The sequence below is a fragment of the Pseudoalteromonas sp. KAN5 genome (genome assembly GCF_022846535.1).
GTDB lineage: Bacteria > Pseudomonadota > Gammaproteobacteria > Enterobacterales > Alteromonadaceae > Pseudoalteromonas > Pseudoalteromonas haloplanktis.
Genome location: NZ_AP025589.1, coordinates 1,807,845 through 1,834,843 on the forward strand (window position 1 = coordinate 1,807,845; position 26,999 = coordinate 1,834,843).

Consider the following 26,999-nt stretch of genomic DNA (forward strand, 5'->3'; position numbering starts at 1 on the left):
TTTATTGCCGTTAAAATGGGCCAAAAACTTGCGTTTAAATAATGTTCGGGCAACACTAAAATCGGTAAAGAGCTCATTAAATAACAATAAACCAAGGAATGTACTATGAATAACCGATTAAAACTCGCCACACTCGCCTGTGCGATCAGTATTGCTTTGAGTGGTTGCAGCCAATCAAGCAACCCAACTACACACACTGAGGTGCAGTCACAACAAGTTCAGCAAGTTAAAACCTATAACGCAAAAACCTTTTTTGATACCACTTCTATTATGGGTAGCAGCTTTTCGCCAACAGGTGATAAAGTTTTAGTTAGTAGCGATGAAAGCGGCATCTACAGCTTGTATGAAGTCGATGTCAAAACAGGTAATAAAACTCGCTTAACTAATTTTGCAGACAGCACCTACCCTATCCGCTATTTTCCCAATGATGAGCGCGTACTGTTTACTAAAGATTCAGGGGGTAACGAGCGTTATCATGTTTATGTGCAAGAGCTTGACGGCACGGTAAAAGACTTAACTCCAGGCGATGAAACTCGCGCAAGCTTTGCAGGTTTTACCAAAGATGGCAGCCAATTTTTTATCACCAGCAACCAGCGCGATGCTAAGTTTATGGACTTATACCGCGTTGATAGTAAGACCTATAAAATTGAACCTGTTTATCAAAACACCCTAGGTTTAGATGTGGGGGCAATTAGCCCTAATGGGCGTTACATCGCGCTTTCTAAAAGCAACACCAATAAAGACAGCGACACATTTATTCTTGATACCTTTAAAAAGACCCTTAAGCCACAGTTAATTTCAAAACATGACACACCGGCTCAATATACACCTGAGACCTTCTCTGTCGATAGCAAATATTTATATTACTCTACAGACGCTAAAGGAGAGTTTTCTCAGGTATGGCGTTATGACTTAGCCTCAGGTGAACATAGTGCTGCGCTAAAGGATGATTGGGATGTTAGTTTTATTTATTTTTCTAAATCAGGGCGCTATCAAGTCAGTGGTATCAATGCCGATGCCAGTACCAAAGTAACCGTTATAAACACGCAAACAGGCAAGGAAATCGCTATGCCTCAGTTACCCGCCGGTAACTTACGTGGTGTTAGCTTTGCTGCAGATGAAAGAACAATGGCGTTTTACTTAAACTCAGACACCTCACCAAGCAATTTATTTGTTTGGCAAGTGGGAAGTAATGAAGCGAAACAACTTACAAACACATTAAGTGAAGATATAAATCAAAACGATTTAGTTGCGAGCACCATCGTGCGTTTTAAAAGTTTTGATGGCCTAGAAATACCAGGCGTTTTGTATAAACCAAAACAAGCCAGCAGTACTAATAAAGTGCCTGCACTTATTTGGGTGCATGGTGGCCCTGGTGGGCAAAGCCGTACCGGTTACAGTGCTATGCAACAGCACCTAGTTAATCACGGCTATGCAATTTTTGCTGTTAACAATCGTGGTAGCTCAGGCTATGGTAAAACCTTTTTTCATTTGGATGATAAAAAACACGGCACAGACGATTTACAAGACATTGTTTACGGTAAAAAACACTTACAAAGTTTAGATTGGGTTGATGCGGATAAGATCGGTATTATGGGTGGCAGCTACGGCGGCTTTATGACAGCGGCAGCGCTTGCCTTTGAGCCAGAAGAGTTTAAAGTCGGCATTAATATTTTTGGCGTTACCAACTGGGTACGCACACTCAATTCAATTCCGCCATGGTGGGAAAGCTTTAAAAAAGCGTTATACGATGAAATGGGCGATCCAGCAACAGATGGTGAACGTCATCGTGCAATCTCACCATTATTCCACGCCAAAAACATCACCAAACCTTTAATGGTTATTCAAGGTGCTAACGATCCCCGCGTATTGCAAGTTGAAAGCGACGAGCTAGTTGCTGCGGTAAAAGCCAATGGTGTGCCCGTAGAGTACGTATTGTTTGACGATGAAGGCCACGGCTTTACCAAAAAAGAAAACCGTATTAGTGCCTCCAATGCTTACTTAAACTTTTTAGATACTTACCTAAAAGAGCGCTTCGGCCCACAAAGTTAAACGAAAAAAGTGATAAGAGCCTGTGTTTTACTAAAATAAAGTGCGGGCTTTTTTATGCCTACCTAAAGCTGATAGCTGATAGCTGATAGCTGATAGCTGATAGAAAAAGTCTAATTATTTAAAATGGTTGTAAAGATATTTTATAATCTTGCTATTGGGGAAATAACAAGTGGCGGAGTGGACGGGACTCGAACCCGCGACCCCCGGCGTGACAGGCCGGTATTCTAACCAACTGAACTACCACTCCGCAGTGGTATGTGCATGGGGTAATGCACTAACTAATTTATTACTGATATCAAGTGGCGGAGTGGACGGGACTCGAACCCGCGACCCCCGGCGTGACAGGCCGGTATTCTAACCAACTGAACTACCACTCCGCAGAGATATCATAATACTTGTTATTACTTAATTTGTTGGCGGAGTGGACGGGACTCGAACCCGCGACCCCCGGCGTGACAGGCCGGTATTCTAACCAACTGAACTACCACTCCAGCATACAAATTTTGTAATATAACAGTGTTTAAATAGTGGCGGAGTGGACGGGACTCGAACCCGCGACCCCCGGCGTGACAGGCCGGTATTCTAACCAACTGAACTACCACTCCAGCGCGTATTTAAACTGTTATTTTTCTTATTGGCGGAGTGGACGGGACTCGAACCCGCGACCCCCGGCGTGACAGGCCGGTATTCTAACCAACTGAACTACCACTCCATAATAAGAAGATGTTTTACAACCATATGTTGTGTAAGCATTGGCGGAGTGGACGGGACTCGAACCCGCGACCCCCGGCGTGACAGGCCGGTATTCTAACCAACTGAACTACCACTCCAGCATCTACTTACAAATTGTCGAAAATTGGCGGAGTGGACGGGACTCGAACCCGCGACCCCCGGCGTGACAGGCCGGTATTCTAACCAACTGAACTACCACTCCGCATTTTCGTTTTCTGCTTAGGTCTCCCTTTGCAGCGGCGTGAATAATACGAATCAGCCCCTACTTCGTCAAGGGCTTTTTTGTTTTTTTACAGGTTTTTTAGTCATCTGACATCGAAAGGTTTAAAATTTCACCTGATTTGTCACTTTTTGAGCCATTTTTGCCAACTTCATTTTTTTCGCCTGCATCTGGCTCTTTATCAGTTGCTGTTTTTTTCTGCAAAAATGGTAGCTTAATTTTTGGTATGAGTGACTTTTTCTGAACAAAGACACGAATAGCTAACCAACCAATTAACAAAATCAGAAGATTTCCACCCACAATTAAGCTTATCAAAGTTATTGTTGCCATTGCTTCAGCTTCTTTTGCCGCTTTTTGTATTGCTTGTTGCTCAGCCTCGCTGATAATGGGTGCTGCTAATTCAGGCACCACTTCAATTGGTCGCTCAATTTCAAACTTATAGGTGGGGAGTGTTGCCATAAATTCACGGCCATTAATATTAGTGCCAAAAACAGACAACTCAACACTGTATCTTCCCCAATCATAATTTTTAATTGCTAATTCACGAGTTAAGCTGGTATTAGCTTCAAGGGTAAACATTTGTTCTTCATTATTGGGGTAATAGATTTTACCTTGGATCAAAACCGTCTCTGGTTGCACTATTTGCTTATCAAGGGTAATCGTTAATTGATGCTCTTCGATGTCATCCTCAGCAAGTGCAATGCTATAGCTAAAAGGAGGCTCTTTAACTTCTAAAATATCTTGTATGACAGTGCGCTTTAATAATGGGGTTTCAATATAAAGCTCGGGCTGCCACTGCCCTGCGGGGAAAACTAATTTAAATTCGCCAGTAAAAATACCGTCTTTGGGGCGTTCATCAAAACCACGCCCATCATCTTTGAATTCTGCAACATTGTGAGTACCCGCACCAAAATTAGCAAAATTACTGTTATTAGTACTTATAAAATCAACATTTAAGCTCACTACATCACGAAACAGGCCGGTGTTTATTGGTTGCCCATCATTTAATATTTGTCCCGTAATTTTAACTGTCTCACCACGAAACAGTAACGAAGGCAACGGCTCCACTTGCAGCTCTACTTCGCCTAACACCACAATTCTACTCTTCGGTAAAATACTACCTACTACTTGCCATGGTCCCGGCATTGGCTTCTTAATGGTGATCAAGTCATAGCTGATTTCATCAAACCACTGTAAATTGTCATCTTTTCTTGCTGACGTAGCATAGTATTTACTGCCGTCAGGTTTAACTAAAACGACCGCTGGTGCCCCTGGTTTGCGAAAAAACAGCAAGGTGATTTCATCAACCTTATAGTCGATACGAAAACGATTTTCCAATAATGGAATTTCATTTTGCTGCCCATCACGCTGCAATAAGGTTATTTTATCTTCGCTTGTTGCACGACTGGTGCTTGGTAACATCATTACCAAGCACACAGCTAACAGTATGCTTTTCATGTTTTGCCTTATTCGGCACGCCATAAACATTGGCTACCGACTAGATTTAATCGTTCTTCATGAGCCAGTTGCTCATCACTACTGGCATGTAATACAACCAATGGTGGACGGTTTGGATTTAAACGACGCAACTCTTTTTGCTGTTGCTCGCTGCCTTGACTTTTATGTTGATTAAGATTGAGCTTTACTTGCCCACCCGTCATGGCTAAATAAACGTCGGCTAAGATCTCAGAATCCAGTAACGCGCCGTGTAAGGTACGTTTAGTGTTATCTACATCATAACGACGACATAACGCATCAAGGTTGTTCTTTTGACCTGGATGCAAGTCACGCGCCATAGTGAGAGTGTCGAGAACTTGGCAGTAATCATGCGTTTTTTGGTAGCCTTGATTAAGTAACGCAAATTCATTATCTATATGCCCAACATCAAACGGCGCATTATGAATGACGAGCTCCGCCCCTTTAATATAGTCGAGAAACTCTTGAGCAATCTGATGAAATAACGGTTTATCACGTAAAAACTCGTTAGTGATACCGTGAACATCAATAGCTTCTTCTTCACTTTTACGTTGCGGATTAATATAAACGTGAAAGTTATTGCCAGTTAAACGGCGATTAACTAATTCCACGCAGCCGATTTCAATAATACGATGCCCTTGTTTAGGGTCGATGCCGGTGGTTTCTGTATCTAAAACTATTTGTCTACGTGCCATATCGAATTTAACCTGACTCTGGTATCTTTCTATAATTACTTTATTGTACATAAGATCAAGGGAAAACAGTGCAAAAAACCGTAGAGATTTACACCGATGGTTCATGTTTAGGTAACCCAGGACCCGGCGGTTATGGTATTTTTATGCTTTATAATGGCCACGAAAAAAAATTAAGCCAAGGTTACACCCTCACCACCAATAACCGCATGGAAATGCTCGCAGCTATTGTTGCACTTGAAAGTTTAAACCGTCCTTGTGAGATAAACCTCACCACTGACAGCCAATATGTAAAGCAAGGCATTGAATCTTGGCTTACAAACTGGAAAAAGCGCGGCTGGAAAACAGCAGCCAAAAAACCAGTTAAAAATGTCGATTTATGGAAACGCCTTGACGAAGCTTGCGCCCGTCATACCATCACATGGAAATGGGTAAAAGGTCACAGTGGCAATAAATACAATGAAATTGTTGATGATTTAGCACGAGATGCCGCCAGTAGTAAAAATTTACTTGAAGACACAGGCTATAAACCAGAATAACCTAATTTAAAAAATTCACCGCAAAGCATTTAACAACTTGGTTATATGATATAAGATTTAGCTATATCATATAATGGAGTTGTTTAATGTCTATTTTAGTCGAGTCTTTTTTTCATCAACAAAGTGCGACTTTTACTTATTTAGTCTGTTGCCAAACAACTAAATCTGCCATGTTGATCGATGCTCCTGCTGACTTTGACGCTGCAAGTGGCACATTAAGTTTTCAAACTGCTGATGACATTATTAGTCATATAAATGATAACCGACTCGTGCTGGAATGGATTTTGGAAAGCCACGCTCATGCCGATCACATCACCGCCGCCAGTTATATCAAGCAACAGCTCGCCTCATATCATCCGTGTAAATTAGCAACAAGCGAAAAAATAATACAAGTACAAGAACATTTTAGTCGTTTATATGCTATTGATATGCCATGTGATGGTAGGCCATTTGAACAGCTTTTTAGCGATAGTGATAATTTTAAGCTTGGTGAATTTAATGTAACCGTGTTGGCAACACCCGGTCATACACCAGACAGTGTATGTTATTTAATTGATGGCAACTTATTTGTTGGCGATACGTTTTTTATGCCTGATAGTGGCACTGCCCGCTGTGATTTCCCTGGCGGCAGCGCAAAAGAACTTTACCAGTCATTACAACGTATTTTAGCGCTACCTGATGAAACAGTTTTATGGATGTGTCACGACTACCAACCAAATGGCCGTCCACTTGCAAACAAAACATCAGTGAGAGAGCAACGCGTCAGCAATATTCATTTACAAAAAATCTCTGAGAAAGATTACATAACAACCCGTAATGAACGTGATGCAACACTTGATGTACCTAAGTTATTGCACCCTGCGATACAAATGAATATTCGCGCGGGACAATTACCGCCAGCCCACTCAAACAATCAGCATTATTTAACTATCCCGCTCACGGTGTTGCTTTGATGTTTGCCGTAACCCAGCACCTTTGACTGGCGCAAATTGAGGCCGAGCGTGCCATTTGGGTTTGATTGGTGTTAGAGGGGCTACTCGCTTGCGAGCCACGAGCAGATAGACACTTCCCATCGGTTTTAAATATTGTTTAGTGAAGCGTCGCCATGGCGCAAATCGTGACAAACGATTTCCCCGAGCAAGGGATGAATAAATAAAACGCTCATCACTAACAATTTCAAAACCAAGTAAATTAAGCCAATCTTTCACCCGTGCAGGGGTAAAAAAGCGCCCTGTCCAAGGTAACTTTTGGCCACTAAAAGGCAGTAATTGCGCCAAGCCGCACAAGCTAAATGGATTAAAACCGGTGATCACCATATAACCACCAGGGATCAAAGTGCGATGCGCTTCACGTAATATATGATGTGGATCAGAGTGATATTCTAAGCAATGACTTAAAATACATGCATCAACACTGTGCTCGTAAAAAGGGAGTTCATCAATATCTGCAATCACACCCGTAAATGGCCCTGATTCTGCGACACACACTTGATGTTTTATGGTGCTTTTACTGGTATTGAGTTCACCACTGAGATTTCCTAGTTTTAGCATGTGATAACCAAACATACGTGGTAACCACTTATCTATTTTACGTTCTATATCACTACGTAAATAGTCACCATGAGGAAACTCTTGCCACGACAGTGGTTTGGGTCCTTCTTGAAAACTAAGGGCTGGTTTCATACGCTGAGCTCGTTATACTATCTAATATCGTCACTTTATAGAGCAAAGTCACATGGTGCAAGTCAAAGCAATTAAAGCCTTTTCAGATAATTATATTTGGTGTATCAGCAAGCCAGACAGCTCTGCTGCTTGGGTGGTTGATCCAGGCCAAGCAGAGCCCGTACTAAAATATTTAACTCAGGCAGGCTTAACGCTTGAGGGAATTTTAATTACTCACCATCATTACGACCATACTGATGGCGTGAATAGTTTACGAGAGGAATTTGCCGACATTGAAGTCTACGGGCCTGTTAATAGTCCATTTAAAGGGATCACCAAAACACTCACTGAAGGTGATGTGATCACTGTCCTTGATACTGAGTTTACAGTTATCACCACCCCAGGGCATACCTTGGATCATATTTGCTATATCAATCCTGCGCTTGCTTTTACTGGTGATACATTATTTAGTGGAGGCTGTGGGCGCTTATTTGAGGGCACCGCAGAGCAAATGCAGTGCTCTTTTGATAAATTAAAAAGACTACCACTGGCGTGCGAAATTTATTGTACCCATGAATACACGCAAGCAAATTTGGCCTTTGCATTGGCCGTTGAACCTAACAACCGCGATTTAATTGCGTATGCGCAGTGGGTCGATGAGCAACGCAAAAATAATAAAATCACTTTGCCAAGCACGCTCGCGTTAGAATTAAAAATCAACCCTTTTATGCGCAGTGATATAGCAGGGATCGTGCAACACTTACCCGACCAATATAATTCATTTACAAAAAACACATTACAAAATAATGAACCTTGGCAAAACTTTGCAGGTCTTAGGGCTTGGAAAGATCATTTTTAGTGTAATAAACCTGAACGTTAGACAAACCGTAGGTAAAAAATTATTAACTAACGTTCAAGTTAATAAGTCTAAATATATTATTTAGTTAACTAATAAACTACAGCATTATTGCATATTTAAAACGGTCATAAAGTGGTAATACGTACTCATTACGGGTAGTATTCGCCGAGTTTTTTACCTGATGTATTGGTATTTATGAATAAATCTCCTCTCGTTTTAACCTTGGCATTGGTGCTAAGTGGTTGTCAAACATTGACATCAACACAATCCGACGACGCAATAGCCAATCAAGCCCGCCAATCGCAGCTTGAAGGTGCAAGCCCTAGCGAAATCAGTGAAGCACTGATGATCAATGCGCAATACTTGCAAGTGAATGAAGTAGATGAAGCACCACCAGTTTTTGATGATGTATGGGAGCGCATTCGTTACCAATTATCAATTGATGTGCCACAAAATCGCCCTGTGGTTGCTGAGCGTAATTATTATGCAAAGCACCAAGCTTACTTAGATCGCATTTCAAAACGTGCTGAGCCTTACCTACATTTTATTGTAGAAGAGGTTGAAAAGCGTAATATGCCGATTGAGATTGCACTACTTCCGATTGTAGAAAGTGCCTTTGATCCATTTGGCTATTCAAATCGCAGTGCATCGGGTATTTGGCAATTTATGCCGCAAACTGGTGAGCGTTTTGATTTAAAGCAAAACTGGTGGTACGACGGTCGTCGCGACATTGTGCAATCAACCCGTGCCGCATTAGATTACTTATCTTATTTACATAAAACCTTAGATGGTGATTGGCTTAACGCGATTGCTGCTTATAACTCAGGTGAAGGTCGTTTATTACGAGCGATAAAAAAGAATCGCAAAAAACATTTACCAACCGATTTTTGGTCGCTTGATTTGCCAAGCGAAACCACCGCCTATGTACCTAGATTACTCGCTCTGTCCGATCTATTGAATCGCGCCGATGAATTTGGCTTAACATGGAACCCAATTATCAATGCACAAGTTGTCGAAGCCGTTGATATTGGTTCACAAATTGATCTGGCATTAGCAGCTCAAATGGCAGATATCAGCTTGACTGAACTTTACCGTTTAAACCCAGGCTTTAATCGCTGGGCAACCGATCCAAATGGGCCACATTTTTTATTATTACCGGTAGATAAAGTTGAGCAATTTCAAAGTACGCTTGCAAAAACAGCGCTTAAAGATCGCCTTCGTTGGCAACAATATATTGTTGCCAACGGCGATAGCTTATCGGTAATAGCGAAAAAGTTTGCCACCAGTACCAGTGCAATTAAATCTCTCAACAAACTAAAGTCAAATACCATACGTGTTGGCCAACAATTGTTAGTACCATTGAGTGATGGTGCAATTAATAGCGAACACTTACCTGAGCAAGTCCGTCTAGCGGCGAACAAAAACAGCCAAAAAAAGCTCTCTCACACGGTGAAAAGCGGTGATACCTTATGGGATATTAGCCGAGAGTATGACGTGACCATTAATGAACTGGCAAAATGGAACAAACTTAAAAAGAACAGTGTATTACGCTTAGGACAAAAGTTAACAGTTTATAAAACAGCAAGCAATCCACAAACCGCTTTGATCAGCAGCAACCGTACAATCACTTATAAAGTACGTCGTGGTGACTCGCTCGCACGCATTGCCGATAAATTTAACTTAAGCGTTAACGATATTATTAAGTGGAATAACCTCGCAGGTCAAAAGTACTTACAGCCTGGGCAAAAGTTAAAACTTAAAGTAGATGTAAAAAGCACCTAAGTACAAATAATACAAGCAATAAAAAAGAGCGTATACGCTCTTTTTTATTGTCCTTATTCTGGAATTTTAGTAAGCCACTGCTTTAACCATGGTTCTGTCACAGGCCAAGGCTCAAAGTCTTCACATGCATCAATCTCTAAACGATGGCCCACAGGCTTTGCCTGTAAATCCCGAAATAACTCGTCAAAACTGCGCCCTGCACCACAAAAGGTATCGCCATAACTACGATCACCCATCGCTATAATCCCGTAAGGCTTACCTGTCAACATAGGAAATTGACTATTAAGCTGGGCATATAACGGTGCTAAATTATCAGGAATATCGCCCTGCCCCGTTGTAGAGGTGATCACTAAAATATGACTGGCCGACTTTATATCATCAAGAGTTGGCGAGCTTATCAGCTTAGCTTGATGCTCAGATTGCTCAATCGTGTCAATAACCTCGTCACTTAAACGCTCAGCACCGCCATAGACACTGCCTACAAATATACTAATAGTTGCCATTAATAATCCTTTTCTGTATTTGGCCAGCCAAGTTGTTGGCAAATAGCGAGCATTGCTTCACCTAGTGGCGCTTTAATATTGATCGATTGCTGCGTATAAGGGTGCACAAAATTAAGTTCAGTTGCAAATAACATTAATCGGCGCAGTGCAAAGTGCTTTCTAAAAAACTGGTTATGTTGATTATCACCATGATTTACATCACCAATTATAGGCAGTGATAAATGTTTTAAGTGCCTACGAATTTGATGTTTACGCCCTGTTTTAGGAAAACACTCCACCAACGAATATCGCACTGTTGGGTACTTTCCAATTGGGATAGCTAAGGTAGCTTGATGCAAACAGTTAAACTGAGTTTGTGCCTCTTGTGCAGCTTTATTTTGATCAGCAAACTTATCTGCAATTTTATCCAGCTCTTCTTTAAGTGGCTTATCTAAAAATACCGACTCAGGTGCAAAACCACGTACAAGTGCCAAATAACGTTTAGAAATTTGGTTATCGATAAATAACTGATTAATATCCCGCGCAGCTTCTGAACTTAGTGCAAACAGTAATACACCTGAGGTAGGTCTATCTAAACGGTGCACAGGAAACACATGCTGACCTATTTGATCACGCAACATTTGCATCGCAAATTGTGTTTCGTGCTTATCTAAAAATGAGCGGTGTACAAGTAAACCGGAAGGCTTATTAATCGCTATATAGTTTTCATCGCGATACAAAATATCAAGCTCACCAAACTCAATTGGTTCAGGGCGTTCATTCATCTGATTGTCCAAATACACTGTCTAATTCTTGCAATAGTTTTATCACGTGTGCTCCACCCTCTTTATTTGCAAACATTAGTTCAGCCATTGGCGCAATTGCAAAATTACTTGGTAGAGGTAGCTTATGCGTAACCAGTGCATCCATTTTCTCAATAAATACGAATTGCAGCCATTGCTCAAACGCCATTGTGTCGTGGCAAAACGGCATTGTTGAGTTTAATGCTTGTGCATCTATAGGCTGTTCTTGCCAGAGCTGATGTTGTCGTAATAAGACTTCAAGTTGCGTTAGATACGCTTGTAACTGTTGATACATAACCACCTGCTGTTATAAATATTGACTAATTATACCCTGTTCCCTCATTGCCTGCTATGGCGTATAATTTACCGAATTTTGCAGTAAAACCAGTGGATCACTATGACCGAGCAAATCGCAACTTTAGGGCAACTACTTGATAACGCAGGCACCACATGGCGCGCGTTTGATATTGGCAGACACATAACTAAACTAGATAAAAAGCAGTTCTTAGCGATAGAGCAAGCCCAAATACCTTATCCTTTTCCACTGGCAGGCCATGCATGGTTAGCAATTCAATTTTGGGATAGCAAAGCCAGTAGTGAGCCATTTGTTTGGTTCTTAAAATTTCCGGTTGATGAGCAAAGTAAGTTAGTTTGCGCAAGCCGTGACCATTTTGCCAATATGGTCATTGAAGCCATTGGTAATGATTTAACCGGCAGCCAAGCTGATGGTAAGCTTGATAATAACCCTTACGTATTTACACCTAATGCCAATAAATTAGCCGCTTTTAATGCACAATTAAAAGTGCTGTTAAAACAACCAGCTTCACAATATTACGAATACAGCCAATTATATTTTAGTGGCAAACTCGGATTTGATAACTGGCAAAGTGTTGCAGTACAAGGCATTGCTGATTTTGCCGTGCGCTTAGATGATGATAAAAACCTAGCTGCGTTACAAAATGCTTGGCCGCAACTACCAGCAGAGGTACTACAACCATTAAGCGCCATGCTTGAACATGTTGAAATCCCCCCCGTGTTAAGCGAGCTACTATTAAGTTACGCGAAACAAGCCATTGCGCAAAAAGATACATTAGCGCTGTGCTGTGCCTTACGAGCAATGTCAAAAGCGCAAGCGCAACCATTGACCGCTCAACTCGTAGATGCACTTTTGCAATCAGACCTAGCCACCGATGCAGATGTGCTGCAAACAATCGCAGGCCGATGTTTTAACTTACTCTGCGATCCAGAGCGGTTACATATTTTTATGGATAACTGCGCCCACCAGCAACAAATTGCAGAACTTTTCCCAAGTATTTTCGCAGATCTAGTTGCAATACCCAGTATTCGCCCGCACTTACTAGGTCTACTACGTAAAGAAAATCGCAGCGAAACCCTCGCCCGCGCAATTGGAAGGTTATTCTCTTAAATGGCAAGTTTGTGGACATTCATTATCATTGGTGCGGTTATTTATCTATTTTGGCTTAATCGTAAAGTAGCTGAAGCCGCGAACGCTCACGCCAAACGACAAAGTGAGCAACTGCAAGTACAGTTAATGAGTGTTGCCTGTATTAAACGCCGCTTTGGCTTGTTAAAAAGCGGCAAACCAGGAATTAAGAGCGAGTTTATTTTTGAATTTTCCAGTGATGGTGAAAGTGTCTACCAAGGCGTACTCTTGATGGAAAATGAAATGCTAAAAAACGTAGTTGTGCCGCCGCATAAGATCTAGTTAGAAAGTTAGAAATAGCTTTGCGAGAGGCTGTTATACCAATCGTGTTAAGTTACTGACCATTTATAGCGACAGATAAATGACGTGATAACAAGGCATAAATTTTGACATGTAGTTGTTCTACATGAAAAATTTATAACGCAGTTAGCACTTTATTTAGCTCGCTAGAATGGTTAAATATTTAAGTCGATTGGTATTATATGTCAACTTAAAAAACTAAGGCGTAACATATAGTTACGCCCCAATCTGACTTCATCCATAATAAGGCATCCATACCTATGCCGAAGCACCCATTTTTATCTTTCCCCTGAACGGGTATATATCCAAATACACCCTCACATTGCATCTATGCAATATCCTACACGTCCTAGTGTTATCCTCTTGCCAGCTTGGCCGTCCTACGGTTCCAACCGCTCCTATTACTTCCTGTAATATAATCCTTTAGGTTATCCTTATCATTAGCTCCGCTAATGTGCCGCATCCTGGCGGTGTCCTTGTTCGTCCTTGCGTCCATGTAAATTGTCCATTGGCTTCCTGCTAAGCTTCATGCTTAATTGCCATAATCCATTTCCTTGGCAGCAGCTCATTCATTGAGTCTGTGTCGTCTTGACAAAGTAAAGTTTAAAGCAAAGTAGCCATAGCGGTAGTTGTAAATAACAATAATTTTCATGTCATAATTTTGCAAAAATAACATACCCGATAAAAAACAATGAGTTAAACATTTAGGAACACGATTAATGAAAGAATAAACGGCTAAAGCGTACGACAATGTAAGATATCTCTCACAGTGATATTTCCAAAACGGCGCTTAGACAGAATCAATGTCACTCAGCTGATTTAAACAGCAGTTCACCTTGTACATTATTAAACGTAAGGCGTTGTAAAGAGCTAAATCCCTCGCTGGCAAAAAATGCAGTATGCTTATTTTGGGTAACAAAAACCGCGATTCCTGAAGCTCTCTCATTACTTTGCACTAAATCATTTAAGCCGCGTAATAAATAGCGGCCTATACCTTGTCCCTGAAAATGTGGATCAACAGCGATAAATGCTAAAAAGTAATAATTGCCTTGACCGCTGAGCGCATTACGGATTGTTTGTTCTTTTTCAATCAATTGATTAGTTTGTAAGTAACCTGCACTGAGCATTAATTTTAGGCGCCAATGCCAATAACGCTGGGCTTGTAATTGACTATCTGACTCAAACACGCACGCGACTGCTTTTAATCTATCTTGTTTATACAAACCAATTAATGGCTGTTTCTCCTGCCAGAATGTATTGAGCTCTTCACGGATCAACGCACGTAATTTCTTTTCGTACGCGGCTATATTCGATTCACTGTAATTAAGTAAGGGCTGTAAGAGCGGATCATCGTGATAGGCTTGGTAAATTAAACTCGCTGCGATACTGATGTCTTCTGCAGCAATATACTGCACACGCAATGCTTCACTTTCAGTCTCTACGGTCATGGCTCGTCCTTACTTTTTATTTTGATTTTTTCTGTCGCTACAGCTATAGGTATATTCCTATCTGGGTTAAAAGGCAAATTCAGCGGGTGTTAAACTCAAACAACCCATCATAAAGTTCTATTACTGTTTCACAGTTATCACCAAGGAGCATGACATGGATACCACTAAACACGATATCAATACACTTTTCAAACAACTGGGCTTGGCAAGTTCAGAAAAAGAAATTGATAGTTTTATTGCTGCTCATACCTTACCTGATACCACGTTATTGCAAGACGCTCCATTTTGGGATCAAGCACAACGCCATTTTATTGCAGAATCATTAGCAGAGGATGGTGATTGGAGTGAAGTGATTGATGAACTAGACGTGCGATTACGCCAACAGTAAAAGTACTTGGCTGTAGCCTGTCACCTGTTATTATACCCAGCGCAGCACATGTCAGTGCTGTGCCTTATTTAAAAGAGTTTAAAAATAGAATGAATGCCGTTGTTTTTGATGCTATCAAAGCCCTTCTTGACGAAGGCAAAACCCCTACTGTCGCTTTAACTAAAAGTAAACTAACCCAACCGATCCCATTACCTGTTATTATTGCTGCGGTTAGCCAATATAAAAATAATCCAGATTCAATTCATAATTTGGCCAAATCAGCCTCGGTTACGGTTGAGGCTGGCAGTGATATAAGTCAGCTTGATCGTATTGAACAAAAACTTGATCACTTACTCGCTTTACTCGAAAATAAAAACTAGAGAACTTACATGTTTGTTGTTGATTTAACGTTTGATTGTTACCAAGACACGACCCTTGAAAATGCCGAGCAAGCAATAAACCGCTTAGTGAATGCATTGCGCTTTAACGGCCAAATAATGGGTGAAGAGTTTCCAACTGTATTAAAAGATGGCTACTTCGTGACCCGTGTTATGTGTCCGACTGATGATGCAATGCACCCTCTTAACAACAGCCCGTTTGTTAAACACAGTATTGATAAACTTCACGATGCCGGATTACTGGCTCCGAAAGTCAAAGTAATTGGTCAAGACATTCACTCTAATGGCGCTGATCAGTGTCATGAACCTTCGAGTTATATTTTATACACCACTTATGTCCATACATGCAGTCCATTGTACTGTGGTGATGACTTTTTACCGGTGCCATTATTTCGTATTCCTGCAATAGCGAATGGTGACTATAAAACCTTAATTAAGTGGCAAGAAGATTGGCAGGCATGTGATCAAATTCAAATCAATGGGGCCACACGTTGTGAATTTCCTGCTTTAGAGGAAATATCAAACCTTGATAGCGATCTTTCCCGCCGTGGTAAAGACATTGCCAAACGAGTGAGCTTTTTAACTAAGAAACCGGTGTATTATTATTTATACCGAGTGGGCGGCAAAGATAAAGCCTCAGAGCTTGAACGTAAATGTCCAAGCTGCAATGGCGACTGGAAATTAGCTGAATCATGGTTTGGCCTATTTGATTTTCGCTGTGAACCATGTGGCTTAGTGTCGAATGTATCATGGGATTTTCAATAACAAATCGCTCTAATTAAATGCTGCGCGGGAGCAATTTCAGCGCAGCATAAACGCTTAAACAGTAAGTGCTGATATAAAAGAGCCTAGATCCGTGCTAAGCACATGATGAGGCTTTTTACCCACATACTCTAAACACACCTCACCTGTGTCTAACAACACCGACACCAATAAATCTTCTTGATCGGTCAAGCCAATAAATACTGTGGGCGGCTGTTTTAATTTGCGCTTCATCAACACATGACCGGTTATATTTTGTTGCAGTAAATCAAAATCCTCATCGCTCCACGCTTGCAGTAGCTCAACATCATGACCATCTATACTGGCTGTTATACACCCGCCAAAAAACGCACCATAATATTGTTGCAGCGCTTGTGGAAATTCAACCTCTAGGGCATTAGCTAGATCAGTTAAAGTGCCATTTGGTGTGCGAGCGACCGCTTGCCATTGGATCAACCCTTGTTCATCTGGGTTGCCTACTTCGCACGGACTTGGCCAATCGCTGTCGTGTTCAATCTGTGGCAATTTGCCTGTTTGATCTTGCTGCTTGCTGGCAAAGCGTTGGTGAAGTTGTTGTAACTGGGTAACAATAGACATGCTGTGAAACTCATAAGCTTTAGGTATAATAGCGCTATTGTAACTACAAAAGACTTAACATGACAGATTACAGCAACGCACCAGAATTAAAAGGCAGTGTGCTTGGTCAATCAACTGAGTATGTTGATACGTATACACCAAGCTTACTTTTTCCGATCGCACGAAAACTTAATCGCGACGATTTAAACATTGATGAACGCGCCCTCCCTTTTAAAGGCCAAGATATTTGGACCGGCTATGAGTTGTCGTGGTTAAACGCAAAAGGAAAACCTGTCGTTGCTGTAGCAAGCTTTGTGTTTCCATGTCAGAGCAGCCATATTATTGAGTCTAAATCTTTCAAACTGTACTTAAACAGCTTTAACCAAACGCGTTTTGATTCAGTTGATGATGTAGCCGCTATTTTGACCGCCGATTTATCAGCCGCAGTGGCAATGCCTATCACCGTCAATTTATATAGCCCAGCAGATTATAACTGTTTACCTTGCACACCCTTGCCGGGTGAGTGTATCGATGAGTTAGACATTGAAGTAACCGACTATCAGCTTGGCGCACACAGTTTAACAACGGCGAGCAGCAATACTGTCACTGAAACACTGCACAGTCATTTATTAAAATCGAACTGCTTGATCACCTCACAGCCGGACTGGGCTAGTATCATTATTCGCTATACGGGTGAGCAACTATGTAAGGAATCGCTATTACGCTATTTGATCTCATTTCGTACTCATAACGAATTTCATGAGCAATGCGTAGAGCGTATTTATTGTGATTTAATGGCGCAATTGAACATCAGTGAACTTGAAGTGTACGCACGTTACACCCGCCGTGGTGGACTAGACATCAACCCGTACCGTTCAACTTCTCACGATAGTGTGCCATTTGCGGTGAAAATAAACCGCCAATGATCTATCTAGTCAAACCCCGAGTCATTCGGGGTTATCTACACTGGCTAACTTTCAACTCTTTTAGTCGGTATAGGCATACCGCACACATCAACATAATTAGGCGTTTCAACAAACCATGTTTCTGAGCGGTTTTGTCGTGCTTTGATCAAGGCTAAAAATGCAGTCGAGTCAGTGCGCATCACCTTAAACTGGCTATTATCTTGTTTACTGATATCAGCTAACACGTGTATATCGGTAATAGGGTTACTAGTCGTGCGAGATAGACGATTAAAATGCTCCATCCCCTCCAGCACGCGGCCAAATACAGTAATATTTCTATCTAAATAACGCGGGCCTTGTCCTATAGTGACATAAAATTCAGTACCACCACTGTTAATGTCGTTATCTCGCGCCATTGCAAATATCCCATTACAATGCACTTGCCAAGTTTGCGTTTGCATCTCATTTTGCGCCACCGCAAAGCCATTTAAAAATCCAGTAATTGGGGCATAGCCATCATGGTGATCAAGCTCGGTGATCTCCAAAAGGCTTGAAGTCGTTAAATAAAATTCAGCAGCTATGGCTTTAGCGGCATCTTTGACTGGTTTTTTACCGCTTTCATCACCTCCTTGCGCTACAAAGCCTTCCACAACGCGATAAACATTTAAACCTTTGTAAAAGCCTTCGCGGGCTAGTTGTTTGATATTCTGCGTGTGTTTTGGTGCCAGTTGCGGGTTAAGCTCGATATAAGCAGCGCCGGTTGGCAGGGCTATTTTGATAATATTATCAGCCTCCACTAACCGCCATTGCTCAGCAGTTGCTTGATTAACAATTTGTGCAGCTGTGAGCTGATTATCAGCTTGTGCCATACTCATTTGGCTAGAGAGTAGAACACCGCCAATGAAATATAATTTTTTAAACATGGCACACCTATTTGTATTGTTATAGTGCGAGGTTATTTAGTTAAGCTGTTTTTATCAAGCCAAAACTGAGCTTGATGAATTGGCGCACTGCGCGGCAGTAAAGGGTTTGTAAGTTCAATAATACGGCGGTTTTTTAAGTCAGCTTGTGCAATCGTAGCGGCAAAATATTCATAAAATAGCGCGTCAAAAGAACCATCAGCAATTGCCGCTAGTAGACCTTCTTGCAATAATTTATGCAGCGTTTGATTATCATTGGCTACAAAAAAATAAACTGCAGATGGATAACGAATAGCAATATGCGGCTCGTGAATAATATCGTCACCATGATTTTTGGGTAAATCAAAGATATCGTACGGCAACGCATCAATGCGCCCTGTTCGGAGCATTTCGATAGGCTCTGCCCCCATACCATATATTAATGTAGGCAACTCATTACGTTTAAAAATGGCAGTATCTGGCCAATCTTCCCGTAAACCGAATACAAATGAGCGTAATTGTCTAGAGTGGTTTACCTGTGCAAACATATCTTTATGGCTAACATGTACTAAAGGGATACGATAACCCAATAAGCCTTTATCAATTGGGATCAAAACGGCCTTGGCTTGCTTTTCCCAATCAGGGCTCGTTACTCCCCAAAAGACATCAATACCATTTTTATCTCCTAAAAGCCTAATAGCTCTGCTTTGCGAAGGAATATTTTGCACTTCTGTTGGCACCAGAGTCACTGCTGACTTACTCAATGCCAATGCCAGCAATGCACGTGGATATGGGTGCCCGTCAGCAGAGTAGCGCACACTAAGCTCAGTGTTTGCCAAACAAGTAAAAGAAGTCAAAAAGCAAATCCATTTGATCAACGTAATGTTATCCTTAATCCAGATCGAATTTATAGAGAATATCCACGTTCTGATACAAACCACTGGTAATTTCAATATAAAGTTGTGACAGTAATTGATAACGTACCGCAACTTCACTTAAGGAGTCAAAAATACCCACACTGTATTTAACTTGAATACCCGGTGCCACATAACCAGAAATTTCTACTTTGGTTTCGTCACCACTGCCTTTAGAGCTCAAGCTAACATCCGACAAGCCGAACGTTTCACCCACTTTAGATACCACCCCTTCACTGCGACTCACCCCTTGTGCTAATAATAATTGAGTTAGCATTGCATCAGTTGAACTGTCACCTTCGTCTAATGGTTGACCATTTAATAAATAAGCTAGAGACTCGGCTTGATCCATTGCCGGCTCAGAGAACACCTTTAATGCAGGTTGCTCGATATTACCCGTTAAGGTAATGCCAGCAATGACATCATTGGCGGTATTATCTGGGTTTCGGATCGCTTTAATATTTAAATACGGTTTATCTATCGGACCACTAAAACCAATTTGACCAGTACGGATGATCAGGTCTTGTCCAAAAGAGCGGTAAGTACCTTCACGTAAGTTCAACTCGCCGGTGGCAATCATTGGCGTTTGCTGATCCATCTTAATCGACAAGTCACCTTCAATTTTAGACTCCAACCCAAATGAGTCAATGCGCACATCATTTTCAACAATCAACTTAAGACTTATGTCGTAATCAAACGGTACGGCTTGAGTTTGCTCTGCTTGTTTGTCGATAATAATTTCATCATCGCTCACTTGCACAGCCCCTTCTGGAAGCTCTTCAATCTCTATCCGACCATAAGGCACAACCACTTGCCCCGCTAACTTAAAAGCATTATCAGCCAAACCAATTTTTAAATCCGGTGATACTTTAAATGTTACACCTTGCTGAGCTCGGACATAAAACTGCTCACCAACTACGGCTAAATTCACCGCAGGTTGTGCGCCTTGCCAATCAATATCCCCCTCCAAGGCTAACTTACCGCCTTGTGCATCGTTTAATTTGCCATCAAGGGTGGCTTTAGTTTTGTCAAAAGTAATGCTGATATTTGAATCTACAATCGCAACTGGCAGCTGCTCACCTTGTAAATTTACATCTATAACTTCCAGCTCACCATTAAGCAACGGTGCGCTCAACGTACCTGCTAAGGCTATTTGGCCACTAATGCTGCCTTTTAATTGCTCAAGCGTACCAATAAAAGGTTGCAAGTCAGTTAATAAAATCTTGTCAATCACCAGCTGTCCACTTAGTAACTGTTGCCCGGCTAAGTCCTCAGCATCGATATCTGCATTGATATCACCAAGCACTGTGGAGCTCAACCGCGCTTGCAAGTTAGCATCACGGGGATCTGCAATTGCATTTAACGTGAATGTGTCTATTGGTAAGCGATACCGCTTTTCCTCGTTAATAAGGATTGCAGCCAAATCATGAGAGTTAATTGTCGCAGATAAACTTTGTAATTGGCTCGCTTGCCAATTCGCTTTGACCTGCCCTGCAAATCCACCTTCGGTAATAATGTTATCGGGCAATAAATGTTTAATTTCAGTTAAATCAAAATTCTCTAACTTGGCATTAAGCTGACCAAGCTGCGCTGTTTGATTAAGCCGGTCGATACACAGCTTACTGTTTTGACTTTGCCAACAATGCTGCTGTACGGAAAAATCACCCGTATCGATGTTAAATTTAATCGCAACCGCAGGCTTCGTAGTAAAATCAATCACGTTATCGCTTAGCAGCACATTACTTAGGCTACCTTGCCACACGTTTTTAGCAAACTTACCCGCAACTTCAAGTTCAGCTTTACCCTGTACAGCGTTTAAATCAAGCTGTAGTTGATGATCATCTTTATCTCCAGCCGCTGCAATCGTAAAGCTGTTAATTTGCTGACCTGCTACATTGGCATCTGTTACTTTTAAGCTCACGTTAGTTTGCCAATCAGCGGCATAATTAAAGTCTGTCTTTAACGCTAAGTTTGCAATCTGAATATCAGCAAAACTTAAATCACGTAAGCCAACATCTAAGTTTACAATGGGTTGTAAACGCGCGCCTGATATTGCAAGCTTTCCTTCACCCACACCAGTAAATGGCAAGTTCTTTTGTTCTGGTTTATTTAAGTGAAGTAACCCCTTAATTTTCCATTGTTCAGCAATATTCCCTGATAAAGCTAGCTTATTTTCCCCACTGACAAGTTCAAATTTCTCAATACTGGCATGTAATGAGTTATTTAAATCAAAATCTGAAACAAAGCTAAATGGAATATCATCAACCGTACCGCCAAGTTGAGTATCTATCATTTTTAACTGCCACTGCTGCTGTGACGCATTAAATACCCCATTAAATTGCCCTGACAGATCACTGCTTACAGTATCAGTTAAGTACTGTGCTTTTAAATTTGCTAGCTTTCCTGAAAATTGACTCTCGATACCGTTTTCCCAGCTCGCTGACGCAGTTAGCGTCGCTTTACTTTCGTTTGCCATTAACGACAATTGTTCAACATTGATATGCGTTAAGCCGCCTTTTAGCGCACTTTCCAATCGCACTTTAGGGTATGCTGCAAGTTGACTTTGTGCCATCAACTGTAATGTATAGTCATCGGCATTGCCTTTACCTGTTAACTGCACGTCATTTATTTTTAATTGATTACTCTCTACTTCAAGTAGCCACTGCTCAATATTTGCATTGATTGAAAAAGGAAAATTAGTGGTTTTTAAATCGGCATTTATTTTTGCAGTTAGTGGGTATTGTCCTTCGGTGATCACGTCTAGTTGTAAATTACGTAAATCTCCAGCAACCGCCAAAGCGACTTGATGCTCAGGATTATTCAAAGTAAGTGCTGCGGTGACGGGAGTGTCATCAGCTAAATTTGCTGTTAATTGGCTTGCCAAGTGCCATTGTAAATAGTCTGCACTGAATGATGGTAGCTGCAGTTCACTTTTGTTTATCGCAAAAGAGCCTTTAATATCACTAATTTCGTGACTTTGTTCGCCTTGTACCAGCGTTACTTTCGAGATCAAAAGTTGTTCGAGTTTGGCGGCAAGTGGCGAACTAAAATGAATATCGGGCAAAGCCGCAAGTGCCGTTAATGGCTCACTAGGTGGTGCTTGAGTTTCTTTAAGTAACACATCGACCTGTGCAATTTTTAATGAGCTTAAAGTAACGAGCGACTGTTGAGCGAACGCTGCCAAAACAAATTTTTTCACTGATACATTTGCACTGGCATGATCAAGTTCAAAGGATGCAATTGCAATGCGTTTGATTGAAACGCCAATAGGCAAGCTAATCTCATCGCTCGCACTCGTAGCGGGTTGTTCTTCTACCCTTGCCTCTTCTTCAGTCTCAGCTTGTGTTTGAGTTGGCTGTGGTAACTTCAACGATATTGCCTGCGCGCTCATATTTTCAATGCATATACCTTCACAGCCCCACCAATAAAGATCGAGTTTCAAGTTTTTCGCATTAAAATCTAAGCCATCACTTTGAAAGCGTACATCAAATGAGTCGTTATATAAAAAGCGGCCATTTTTAATGTCGATGCGTAAGCCATCAACTAACTTCGTTGCCGTGTACGCAATTAATTGATTGCCTGGCGCTGTAAATAATAAACAAAATACCAGCACCAGTAGCGAAGTAAAAAACAGTGTCAGTGCGGTGGTAATTTTTTTCATTTTTGACATTAAATTTCAGGCCCTATAGTAATACTAAGTCGCGTGCTTTTACTTTCTTTGGTAAGCCCCCACGCGTGATCAATTCGAACTGGGCCCACTGGGGTTAAATAACGAATACCAAAACCTGCGCCTACTTCAACCCGATCGGTAAAGTCATTGGTCGCTGTACCGCTGTCAACAAATAAAGCAGCTCGCCAACTTTCTGCAAACTGGTAATTATATTCAACCGTACCAGTGATTAAATATTTACCACCAATTAGACGACCTTTTTCATCCTCTGGAGAAATTGACTGATAGGCAAAACCACGTACACTTTGGTCACCACCGGCGTAAAAACGCAATGAAAATGGGACATTATCAATGTCATCTACTAACATGGCGCCAACATTTGCCTTTAAAAACAATAAATGGCGATCAAGATAAGTTTGCAACCAGGCATTTTGAAGCTGTACTCTGACAATATTAGTCGTAGAAAACATGTCTTTTAAACCAAATTCTGCAGATAATAACCATTGATAGCCCGATGTTGGTGTTGTGCCTCCTTCGGTTTCTTTTTTAGCATAGCTGATGCCGGGCATTAACATTTTAGAACTTTGTTCTTCATCGCCAATGCGATAAGTCTCTCTATCACGGCGTAAAAATACAGTACGAACCCAATCATCATCTGTTAGCCATTGTCGTTGCAATTGCCCGGTCAGAATTTTACTGTACACATCGTTGGTTAACTCATCTTCGAGTTTGTAACCGGCTGAAAAACGCCATAAGTCATCATTAGGGTCGTCTACAGGTACCGTGTAACCAAGTGAAATATCTTGCTGTCGCTGTGATACATTTAAATTACTTTCAAGATAATGACCATTTTCAGTGATCCACGGTTTAGTCCACTTAAAACGCACTTTCGGCCCTAGATCAGTACTATAACCGCCCCCCACTTCGTAACTATTGGCAGGTTTGTGCAGTACATCAACCTTTATTGGTACTTGTTTATTAGCACGATTAGGTATATCTGCGTAAACGCGTACACTGGCAAAATACGGCGTGGTAGATAACGCTAAATTGTACTCTGATACTAAAGTAGCCCTATAAGCTTCGCCTTGTTTAAATTTAGCTAAAGAACGAATGTATTTCTCAGCTGGGGTTTGTTCCCCTAACACAAGATCACCAAATTGATAACGAACACCGGTATCTATCGCTAAAATCACCTCAGCACTATTATTCTTTAAAGAAATAGCCAGCTGATGTGTTTGCCATTTCACATCAAAGTACCCTAGCTCAAGCAGTTGTCCTTCAATTTTTTTACGTGCAGCATCGTAATGACTGTGATTTAAAATATCACCTTGCTTTAGCTTAATACTATTTATCGTTTGCTTAAGCAATAAATCATCCTCACCTTCGCCCTGCACTGTTATGCGCACGTCGGCAATACGCGTCACGGGGCCACGTTCGATGGTTGCAATCAATGTTTGCGATTCACTATTATAATTAAGCTTAATAACAGGCTTATAATAACCCAGTGCTTTTAAACTGCTGGCAACTTGCTTCTTTGCATGGCTTAACAAGGTGCTCGTAGCTGTTTCACCTTCAAGTTGCTTTAAGTACAGCGCAACATTTTTTTCCAGATCGCCCTTAATGCCATTTATTTCATAGCTACTTACAACGTGTGCGGCTGCAAATACATTTAATGAAAACAATAAAAATAAACCAACTGTTATGCGCGTTAATATCCAGCTAGGCAAGTAATTTCCTTACTTAAAAACGATTTATCAATAATGACAGAAATAGTACCATATTGATGCTACTTCACGCAGTAACTCAAATGTGAAAATTAGTACGCTTATTTGCTTTATTTTGGTTACAATAGCCATTACTAATTTGAAATGATTTTATTGAGTTTTTAAATGCACTTTCCTGATGATGACAATGGCCAACTTTTAGCTGAAATCGCAGCTGCAGGTATAAATTTAGCCCAAATGCACACTATTGACTTCTATATTTTGTTCGAGCAAAAAGTAGATGCCGAAAAATTTTCCGCAGCTATAGTAGAAGATGAGCTGGCACCCACCACTGAATTAGTACAATGCAAAGATACTGGTATTTGGGAAGTCGTTACTCAGGTACAAATGGTGCCCGATCACACCCTGCTAGGCCAAACTGAACAATATTTAGAGGGCATTGCCAATGGCTATAATGGCTACGGTGATGGCTGGGGATTAATGGAAAGCGACGACGCTTAATAGCTAACAGCTAAAATCAGTTAAGTTTAACGACTTAACTGATTTGCCTTTCTAAAATTTCCTTGGTAATCAAATAATTTATCTGCAACTTTCCAACCGTATTTTTTACTCTTTCTAGCAATAACAAAGTCCGGTGCGACCAACTGTAATTGCGCTGCAATCACTTGCTGTGCTGATTTATACTCGACTGGTGTTTGCCCTTGGGCTGTACGCTTAGCAAATTGCTTATTAAACGCATAACGCGCCGCAGGTTTAGCAAAGTCATAGACTTCATCACAACTAGCGCCATCTTCGTCATAATACGTAATTTTGATTATCTGCTCATTACTTGCAAGACTATTCACACTTAAACCACTACAACGCAATACTAAGGCATCTTTTAAGTTAAGTGCAGCGCGCAGTTTATCATCGGGATCGGCCATCACTTCATGACAGGTTTGGCACTGACGAGCAGCAATATCATTTTCAGCACCACAGGCTTCACATTCTTTAAAACGAAACCGATAATCACACTGCTCTTTTAAGCCATCATCATCTTCGAGCAAGCCTTTGCAACGACGGCCAAAATGTTCAGTAACTTTACCTTGACTATCTGTTTTTCCCCAGAAAATATTGGCAAAACCACAGCCAGGGCACTGAACTTGGACAGGTACGTTATCACTGTCACCCTTTTTACTCCCTACCTCTGGATAAAACAGATCAAAGCCATTTCCCGCATAATCAATGACTAAGCAATCGGTTTTTCCTTCACTTAAACGCAAGCCACGACCAACGATTTGTTGATATAAGCTCACTGACTCCGTTGGTCGTAAAATAGCGATAAAGTCTACATGAGGTGCATCAAAACCGGTTGTCAACACCGATACATTAACAAGGTATTTTAGCTTCCGCTGTTTGAACGCCATAATGATCTGATCGCGTTCCGCATTTGGTGTATCACCGGTGATCAAAGCCGCTTGTTGAGCGGGTAAATATCCATAAACTTCATTTGCATGTAGCACAGTCGCTGCAAAAATCATGATCCCCTGGCGTTGCTCACTGTACTCAATAACTTGCTGTATAATGGCTTTAGTAGCCCGACTATTTTTTGCTAGTAACTGGTTCATGTCATCACCGGTGTAACGCCCAAATGAATCACTTTGTAAAGCAGAAAAGTCATAGTGGCTGATCGCCGCATCCACTTCCCGCGGTGGGGTCAGGTAGTGGTGTTTAATCATATAACGCAGAGGTAGTTCAAAAATACACTCTTGAAATGGGCTGCTTTTGTCACCTCGAACAAAGCCATGATAATGACGATGGTACACCCAACCGATCCCCATTCGATAAGGCGTCGCTGTTAAACCCAGTATCTTTAACTGCGGGTTATGGGCTTTTAATGCCAAAATCACTTTCTCATATTGGCTATCTTTGTCCCCACTGACACGATGACACTCATCAATGATCACTAACGAATAGTGTGCATTTAGTTGCTCAATATTGCGCGACAAAGATTGAATACTCGCAAACGTTACCTGCTGCATTAACGATTTTTGTTTTAAACCTGCCGAAAAAATACTCGCTTCAAGACCAAAACTGCAATATTTCTCAGCATTTTGCTCCACAAGCTCTTTCACATGCGCAAGAACTAAAATCTTTTGTTTGGCAATACGTGCTAATTCAGCAATAACTAGACTCTTACCTGCACCGGTAGGTAATACTATTAGAGCGGGCTCTGAGGTTGTTCGAAAATAAGCAACGGTGCGATCAACCGCTTCTTGTTGATAAGGGCGTAATACATACGTCATGATGGCAAC

General features: G+C 41.3%; 25 protein-coding genes and 7 tRNA genes. 12 read left to right on the top strand and 20 right to left on the bottom strand.

The annotated features are described in order from the left end of the window. Positions 1 to 105 precede the first annotated feature (105 nt). The gene (locus KAN5_RS07915) at positions 106 to 2,052 is read left to right on the top strand and encodes a S9 family peptidase (protein WP_244390872.1); all 1,947 of its coding nucleotides are present in this window, start codon (positions 106 to 108) and stop codon (positions 2,050 to 2,052) included. Positions 2,053 to 2,222: 170 nt separating this feature from the next. On the opposite strand, the gene KAN5_RS07920 is transcribed toward KAN5_RS07915, so the two are convergent. The 9 genes from KAN5_RS07920 to dnaQ form a co-directional block, all read right to left on the bottom strand. Continuing rightward, positions 2,223 to 2,299 (bottom strand) — tRNA-Asp (locus KAN5_RS07920). 53 nt (positions 2,300 to 2,352) lie between these two features. Then, a tRNA-Asp gene (locus KAN5_RS07925) sits at positions 2,353 to 2,429 on the bottom strand. Between the two features lie 37 nt (positions 2,430 to 2,466). Further along, positions 2,467 to 2,543, bottom strand: a tRNA-Asp gene (locus tag KAN5_RS07930). Between the two features lie 37 nt (positions 2,544 to 2,580). Next, positions 2,581 to 2,657, bottom strand: a tRNA-Asp gene (locus tag KAN5_RS07935). Positions 2,658 to 2,687: 30 nt separating this feature from the next. Next, a tRNA-Asp gene (locus KAN5_RS07940) sits at positions 2,688 to 2,764 on the bottom strand. A gap of 41 nt (positions 2,765 to 2,805) precedes the next feature. Further along, positions 2,806 to 2,882: transfer RNA gene (locus KAN5_RS07945), tRNA-Asp, on the bottom strand. A gap of 27 nt (positions 2,883 to 2,909) precedes the next feature. After that, positions 2,910 to 2,986: transfer RNA gene (locus KAN5_RS07950), tRNA-Asp, on the bottom strand. 99 nt (positions 2,987 to 3,085) lie between these two features. After that, complete coding sequence (locus KAN5_RS07955) at positions 3,086 to 4,429, bottom strand: TIGR03503 family protein (RefSeq protein WP_244390938.1); 1,344 nt, start codon at positions 4,427 to 4,429, stop codon at positions 3,086 to 3,088. 41 nt (positions 4,430 to 4,470) lie between these two features. Further along, complete coding sequence (gene dnaQ / locus KAN5_RS07960; protein ID WP_016707727.1) at positions 4,471 to 5,175, bottom strand: DNA polymerase III subunit epsilon; 705 nt, start codon at positions 5,173 to 5,175, stop codon at positions 4,471 to 4,473. Between the two features lie 68 nt (positions 5,176 to 5,243). Between dnaQ and rnhA the strand changes: the two genes are divergently transcribed. Next, positions 5,244 to 5,711 (top strand): ribonuclease HI, encoded by a 468-nt coding sequence (gene rnhA, locus KAN5_RS07965; RefSeq protein WP_244390873.1) that lies wholly within the window; start codon positions 5,244 to 5,246, stop codon positions 5,709 to 5,711. A gap of 86 nt (positions 5,712 to 5,797) precedes the next feature. Then, positions 5,798 to 6,664, top strand: coding sequence for an MBL fold metallo-hydrolase (locus KAN5_RS07970; RefSeq protein ID WP_244390874.1), 867 nt, complete (start codon positions 5,798 to 5,800; stop codon positions 6,662 to 6,664). Here the strand turns inward: KAN5_RS07970 and KAN5_RS07975 are convergent. Beyond that, a complete protein-coding gene (locus tag KAN5_RS07975; RefSeq protein WP_244390875.1) occupies positions 6,635 to 7,393 on the bottom strand; it encodes a class I SAM-dependent methyltransferase in 759 nt (252 codons plus the stop codon). The genes KAN5_RS07970 and KAN5_RS07975 overlap by 30 nt on opposite strands. A 52-nt stretch (positions 7,394 to 7,445) precedes the next feature. On the opposite strand from KAN5_RS07975, the gene gloB reads away from it, so the two are divergent. Both gloB and KAN5_RS07985 read left to right on the top strand, forming a co-directional pair. Then, complete coding sequence (gene gloB, locus KAN5_RS07980; protein ID WP_244390876.1) at positions 7,446 to 8,231, top strand: hydroxyacylglutathione hydrolase; 786 nt, start codon at positions 7,446 to 7,448, stop codon at positions 8,229 to 8,231. 195 nt (positions 8,232 to 8,426) lie between these two features. After that, positions 8,427 to 10,013 carry a LysM peptidoglycan-binding domain-containing protein gene (locus tag KAN5_RS07985; RefSeq protein WP_016707733.1) on the top strand — a complete coding sequence of 529 codons (1,587 nt, stop codon included), beginning with the start codon at positions 8,427 to 8,429 and terminating at the stop codon, positions 10,011 to 10,013. Positions 10,014 to 10,066: 53 nt separating this feature from the next. Here KAN5_RS07985 and KAN5_RS07990 read toward each other — a convergent pair whose 3' ends face one another. From KAN5_RS07990 to KAN5_RS08000, 3 genes are read right to left on the bottom strand one after another with little or no spacing between them, the layout of a single operon-like run. After that, the gene (locus KAN5_RS07990; protein ID WP_244390877.1) at positions 10,067 to 10,516 is read right to left on the bottom strand and encodes a flavodoxin; all 450 of its coding nucleotides are present in this window, start codon (positions 10,514 to 10,516) and stop codon (positions 10,067 to 10,069) included. Beyond that, positions 10,516 to 11,280, bottom strand: a complete 765-nt coding sequence (gene truC, locus KAN5_RS07995) for a tRNA pseudouridine(65) synthase TruC (RefSeq protein ID WP_244390878.1) — start codon at positions 11,278 to 11,280, stop codon at positions 10,516 to 10,518. The genes KAN5_RS07990 and truC overlap by 1 nt, the downstream gene beginning before the upstream one ends. Next, entirely contained in the window at positions 11,273 to 11,593 is a 321-nt protein-coding gene (locus tag KAN5_RS08000; protein ID WP_016707736.1) for a YqcC family protein, read from the bottom strand. The genes truC and KAN5_RS08000 overlap by 8 nt, the downstream gene beginning before the upstream one ends. Positions 11,594 to 11,695: 102 nt before the next feature. On the opposite strand from KAN5_RS08000, the gene KAN5_RS08005 reads away from it, so the two are divergent. Beyond that, complete coding sequence (locus KAN5_RS08005) at positions 11,696 to 12,724, top strand: DUF3549 family protein (protein ID WP_016707737.1); 1,029 nt, start codon at positions 11,696 to 11,698, stop codon at positions 12,722 to 12,724. Beyond that, the gene (locus KAN5_RS08010; RefSeq protein ID WP_244390879.1) at positions 12,725 to 13,024 is read left to right on the top strand and encodes a DUF3301 domain-containing protein; all 300 of its coding nucleotides are present in this window, start codon (positions 12,725 to 12,727) and stop codon (positions 13,022 to 13,024) included. It abuts the gene before it with no gap. Between the two features lie 824 nt (positions 13,025 to 13,848). Here the strand turns inward: KAN5_RS08010 and KAN5_RS08015 are convergent. Continuing rightward, positions 13,849 to 14,490: a GNAT family N-acetyltransferase gene (locus KAN5_RS08015; protein WP_016707741.1), complete on the bottom strand. Its 642-nt coding sequence runs from the start codon at positions 14,488 to 14,490 to the stop codon at positions 13,849 to 13,851. A 154-nt stretch (positions 14,491 to 14,644) separates the two neighbouring features. On the opposite strand from KAN5_RS08015, the gene KAN5_RS08020 reads away from it, so the two are divergent. The 3 genes from KAN5_RS08020 (at position 14,645) to KAN5_RS08030 (ending at position 16,020) form a co-directional block, all read left to right on the top strand. Continuing rightward, the gene (locus KAN5_RS08020; RefSeq protein WP_016707742.1) at positions 14,645 to 14,878 is read left to right on the top strand and encodes a DUF2789 domain-containing protein; all 234 of its coding nucleotides are present in this window, start codon (positions 14,645 to 14,647) and stop codon (positions 14,876 to 14,878) included. An 89-nt stretch (positions 14,879 to 14,967) separates the two neighbouring features. Next, positions 14,968 to 15,237, top strand: a complete 270-nt coding sequence (locus KAN5_RS08025) for a hypothetical protein (RefSeq protein ID WP_016707743.1) — start codon at positions 14,968 to 14,970, stop codon at positions 15,235 to 15,237. 9 nt (positions 15,238 to 15,246) lie between these two features. Next, positions 15,247 to 16,020: a Zn-ribbon-containing protein gene (locus tag KAN5_RS08030; RefSeq protein WP_244390880.1), complete on the top strand. Its 774-nt coding sequence runs from the start codon at positions 15,247 to 15,249 to the stop codon at positions 16,018 to 16,020. 54 nt (positions 16,021 to 16,074) lie between these two features. On the opposite strand, the gene syd is transcribed toward KAN5_RS08030, so the two are convergent. After that, complete coding sequence (syd, locus tag KAN5_RS08035) at positions 16,075 to 16,614, bottom strand: SecY-interacting protein (RefSeq protein WP_138555412.1); 540 nt, start codon at positions 16,612 to 16,614, stop codon at positions 16,075 to 16,077. 59 nt (positions 16,615 to 16,673) lie between these two features. Between syd and queF the strand changes: the two genes are divergently transcribed. Further along, positions 16,674 to 17,519 carry an NADPH-dependent 7-cyano-7-deazaguanine reductase QueF gene (gene queF / locus KAN5_RS08040; RefSeq protein WP_138555411.1) on the top strand — a complete coding sequence of 282 codons (846 nt, stop codon included), beginning with the start codon at positions 16,674 to 16,676 and terminating at the stop codon, positions 17,517 to 17,519. A 44-nt stretch (positions 17,520 to 17,563) separates the two neighbouring features. Here the strand turns inward: queF and KAN5_RS08045 are convergent, their stop codons facing one another. The 4 genes from KAN5_RS08045 to KAN5_RS08060 form a co-directional block, all read right to left on the bottom strand. After that, on the bottom strand, positions 17,564 to 18,373 hold the full coding sequence (locus KAN5_RS08045; RefSeq protein WP_244390939.1) for a peptidylprolyl isomerase: 810 nt from the start codon (positions 18,371 to 18,373) through the stop codon (positions 17,564 to 17,566). A gap of 80 nt (positions 18,374 to 18,453) precedes the next feature. Next, the gene (locus KAN5_RS08050; RefSeq protein WP_138973934.1) at positions 18,454 to 19,254 is read right to left on the bottom strand and encodes an amino acid ABC transporter substrate-binding protein; all 801 of its coding nucleotides are present in this window, start codon (positions 19,252 to 19,254) and stop codon (positions 18,454 to 18,456) included. A gap of 34 nt (positions 19,255 to 19,288) precedes the next feature. Continuing rightward, positions 19,289 to 22,981 (bottom strand): translocation/assembly module TamB domain-containing protein, encoded by a 3,693-nt coding sequence (locus KAN5_RS08055; RefSeq protein WP_244390881.1) that lies wholly within the window; start codon positions 22,979 to 22,981, stop codon positions 19,289 to 19,291. After that, the gene (locus tag KAN5_RS08060) at positions 22,981 to 24,696 is read right to left on the bottom strand and encodes an autotransporter assembly complex family protein (protein ID WP_244390940.1); all 1,716 of its coding nucleotides are present in this window, start codon (positions 24,694 to 24,696) and stop codon (positions 22,981 to 22,983) included. The genes KAN5_RS08055 and KAN5_RS08060 overlap by 1 nt, the downstream gene beginning before the upstream one ends. Positions 24,697 to 24,870: 174 nt before the next feature. On the opposite strand from KAN5_RS08060, the gene KAN5_RS08065 reads away from it, so the two are divergent. Continuing rightward, a complete protein-coding gene (locus KAN5_RS08065; RefSeq protein ID WP_244390882.1) occupies positions 24,871 to 25,206 on the top strand; it encodes a ribonuclease E inhibitor RraB in 336 nt (111 codons plus the stop codon). Between the two features lie 26 nt (positions 25,207 to 25,232). Here KAN5_RS08065 and KAN5_RS08070 read toward each other — a convergent pair whose 3' ends face one another. After that, entirely contained in the window at positions 25,233 to 26,990 is a 1,758-nt protein-coding gene (locus tag KAN5_RS08070) for a DEAD/DEAH box helicase (protein ID WP_244390883.1), read from the bottom strand. Positions 26,991 to 26,999: the final 9 nt, after the last annotated feature.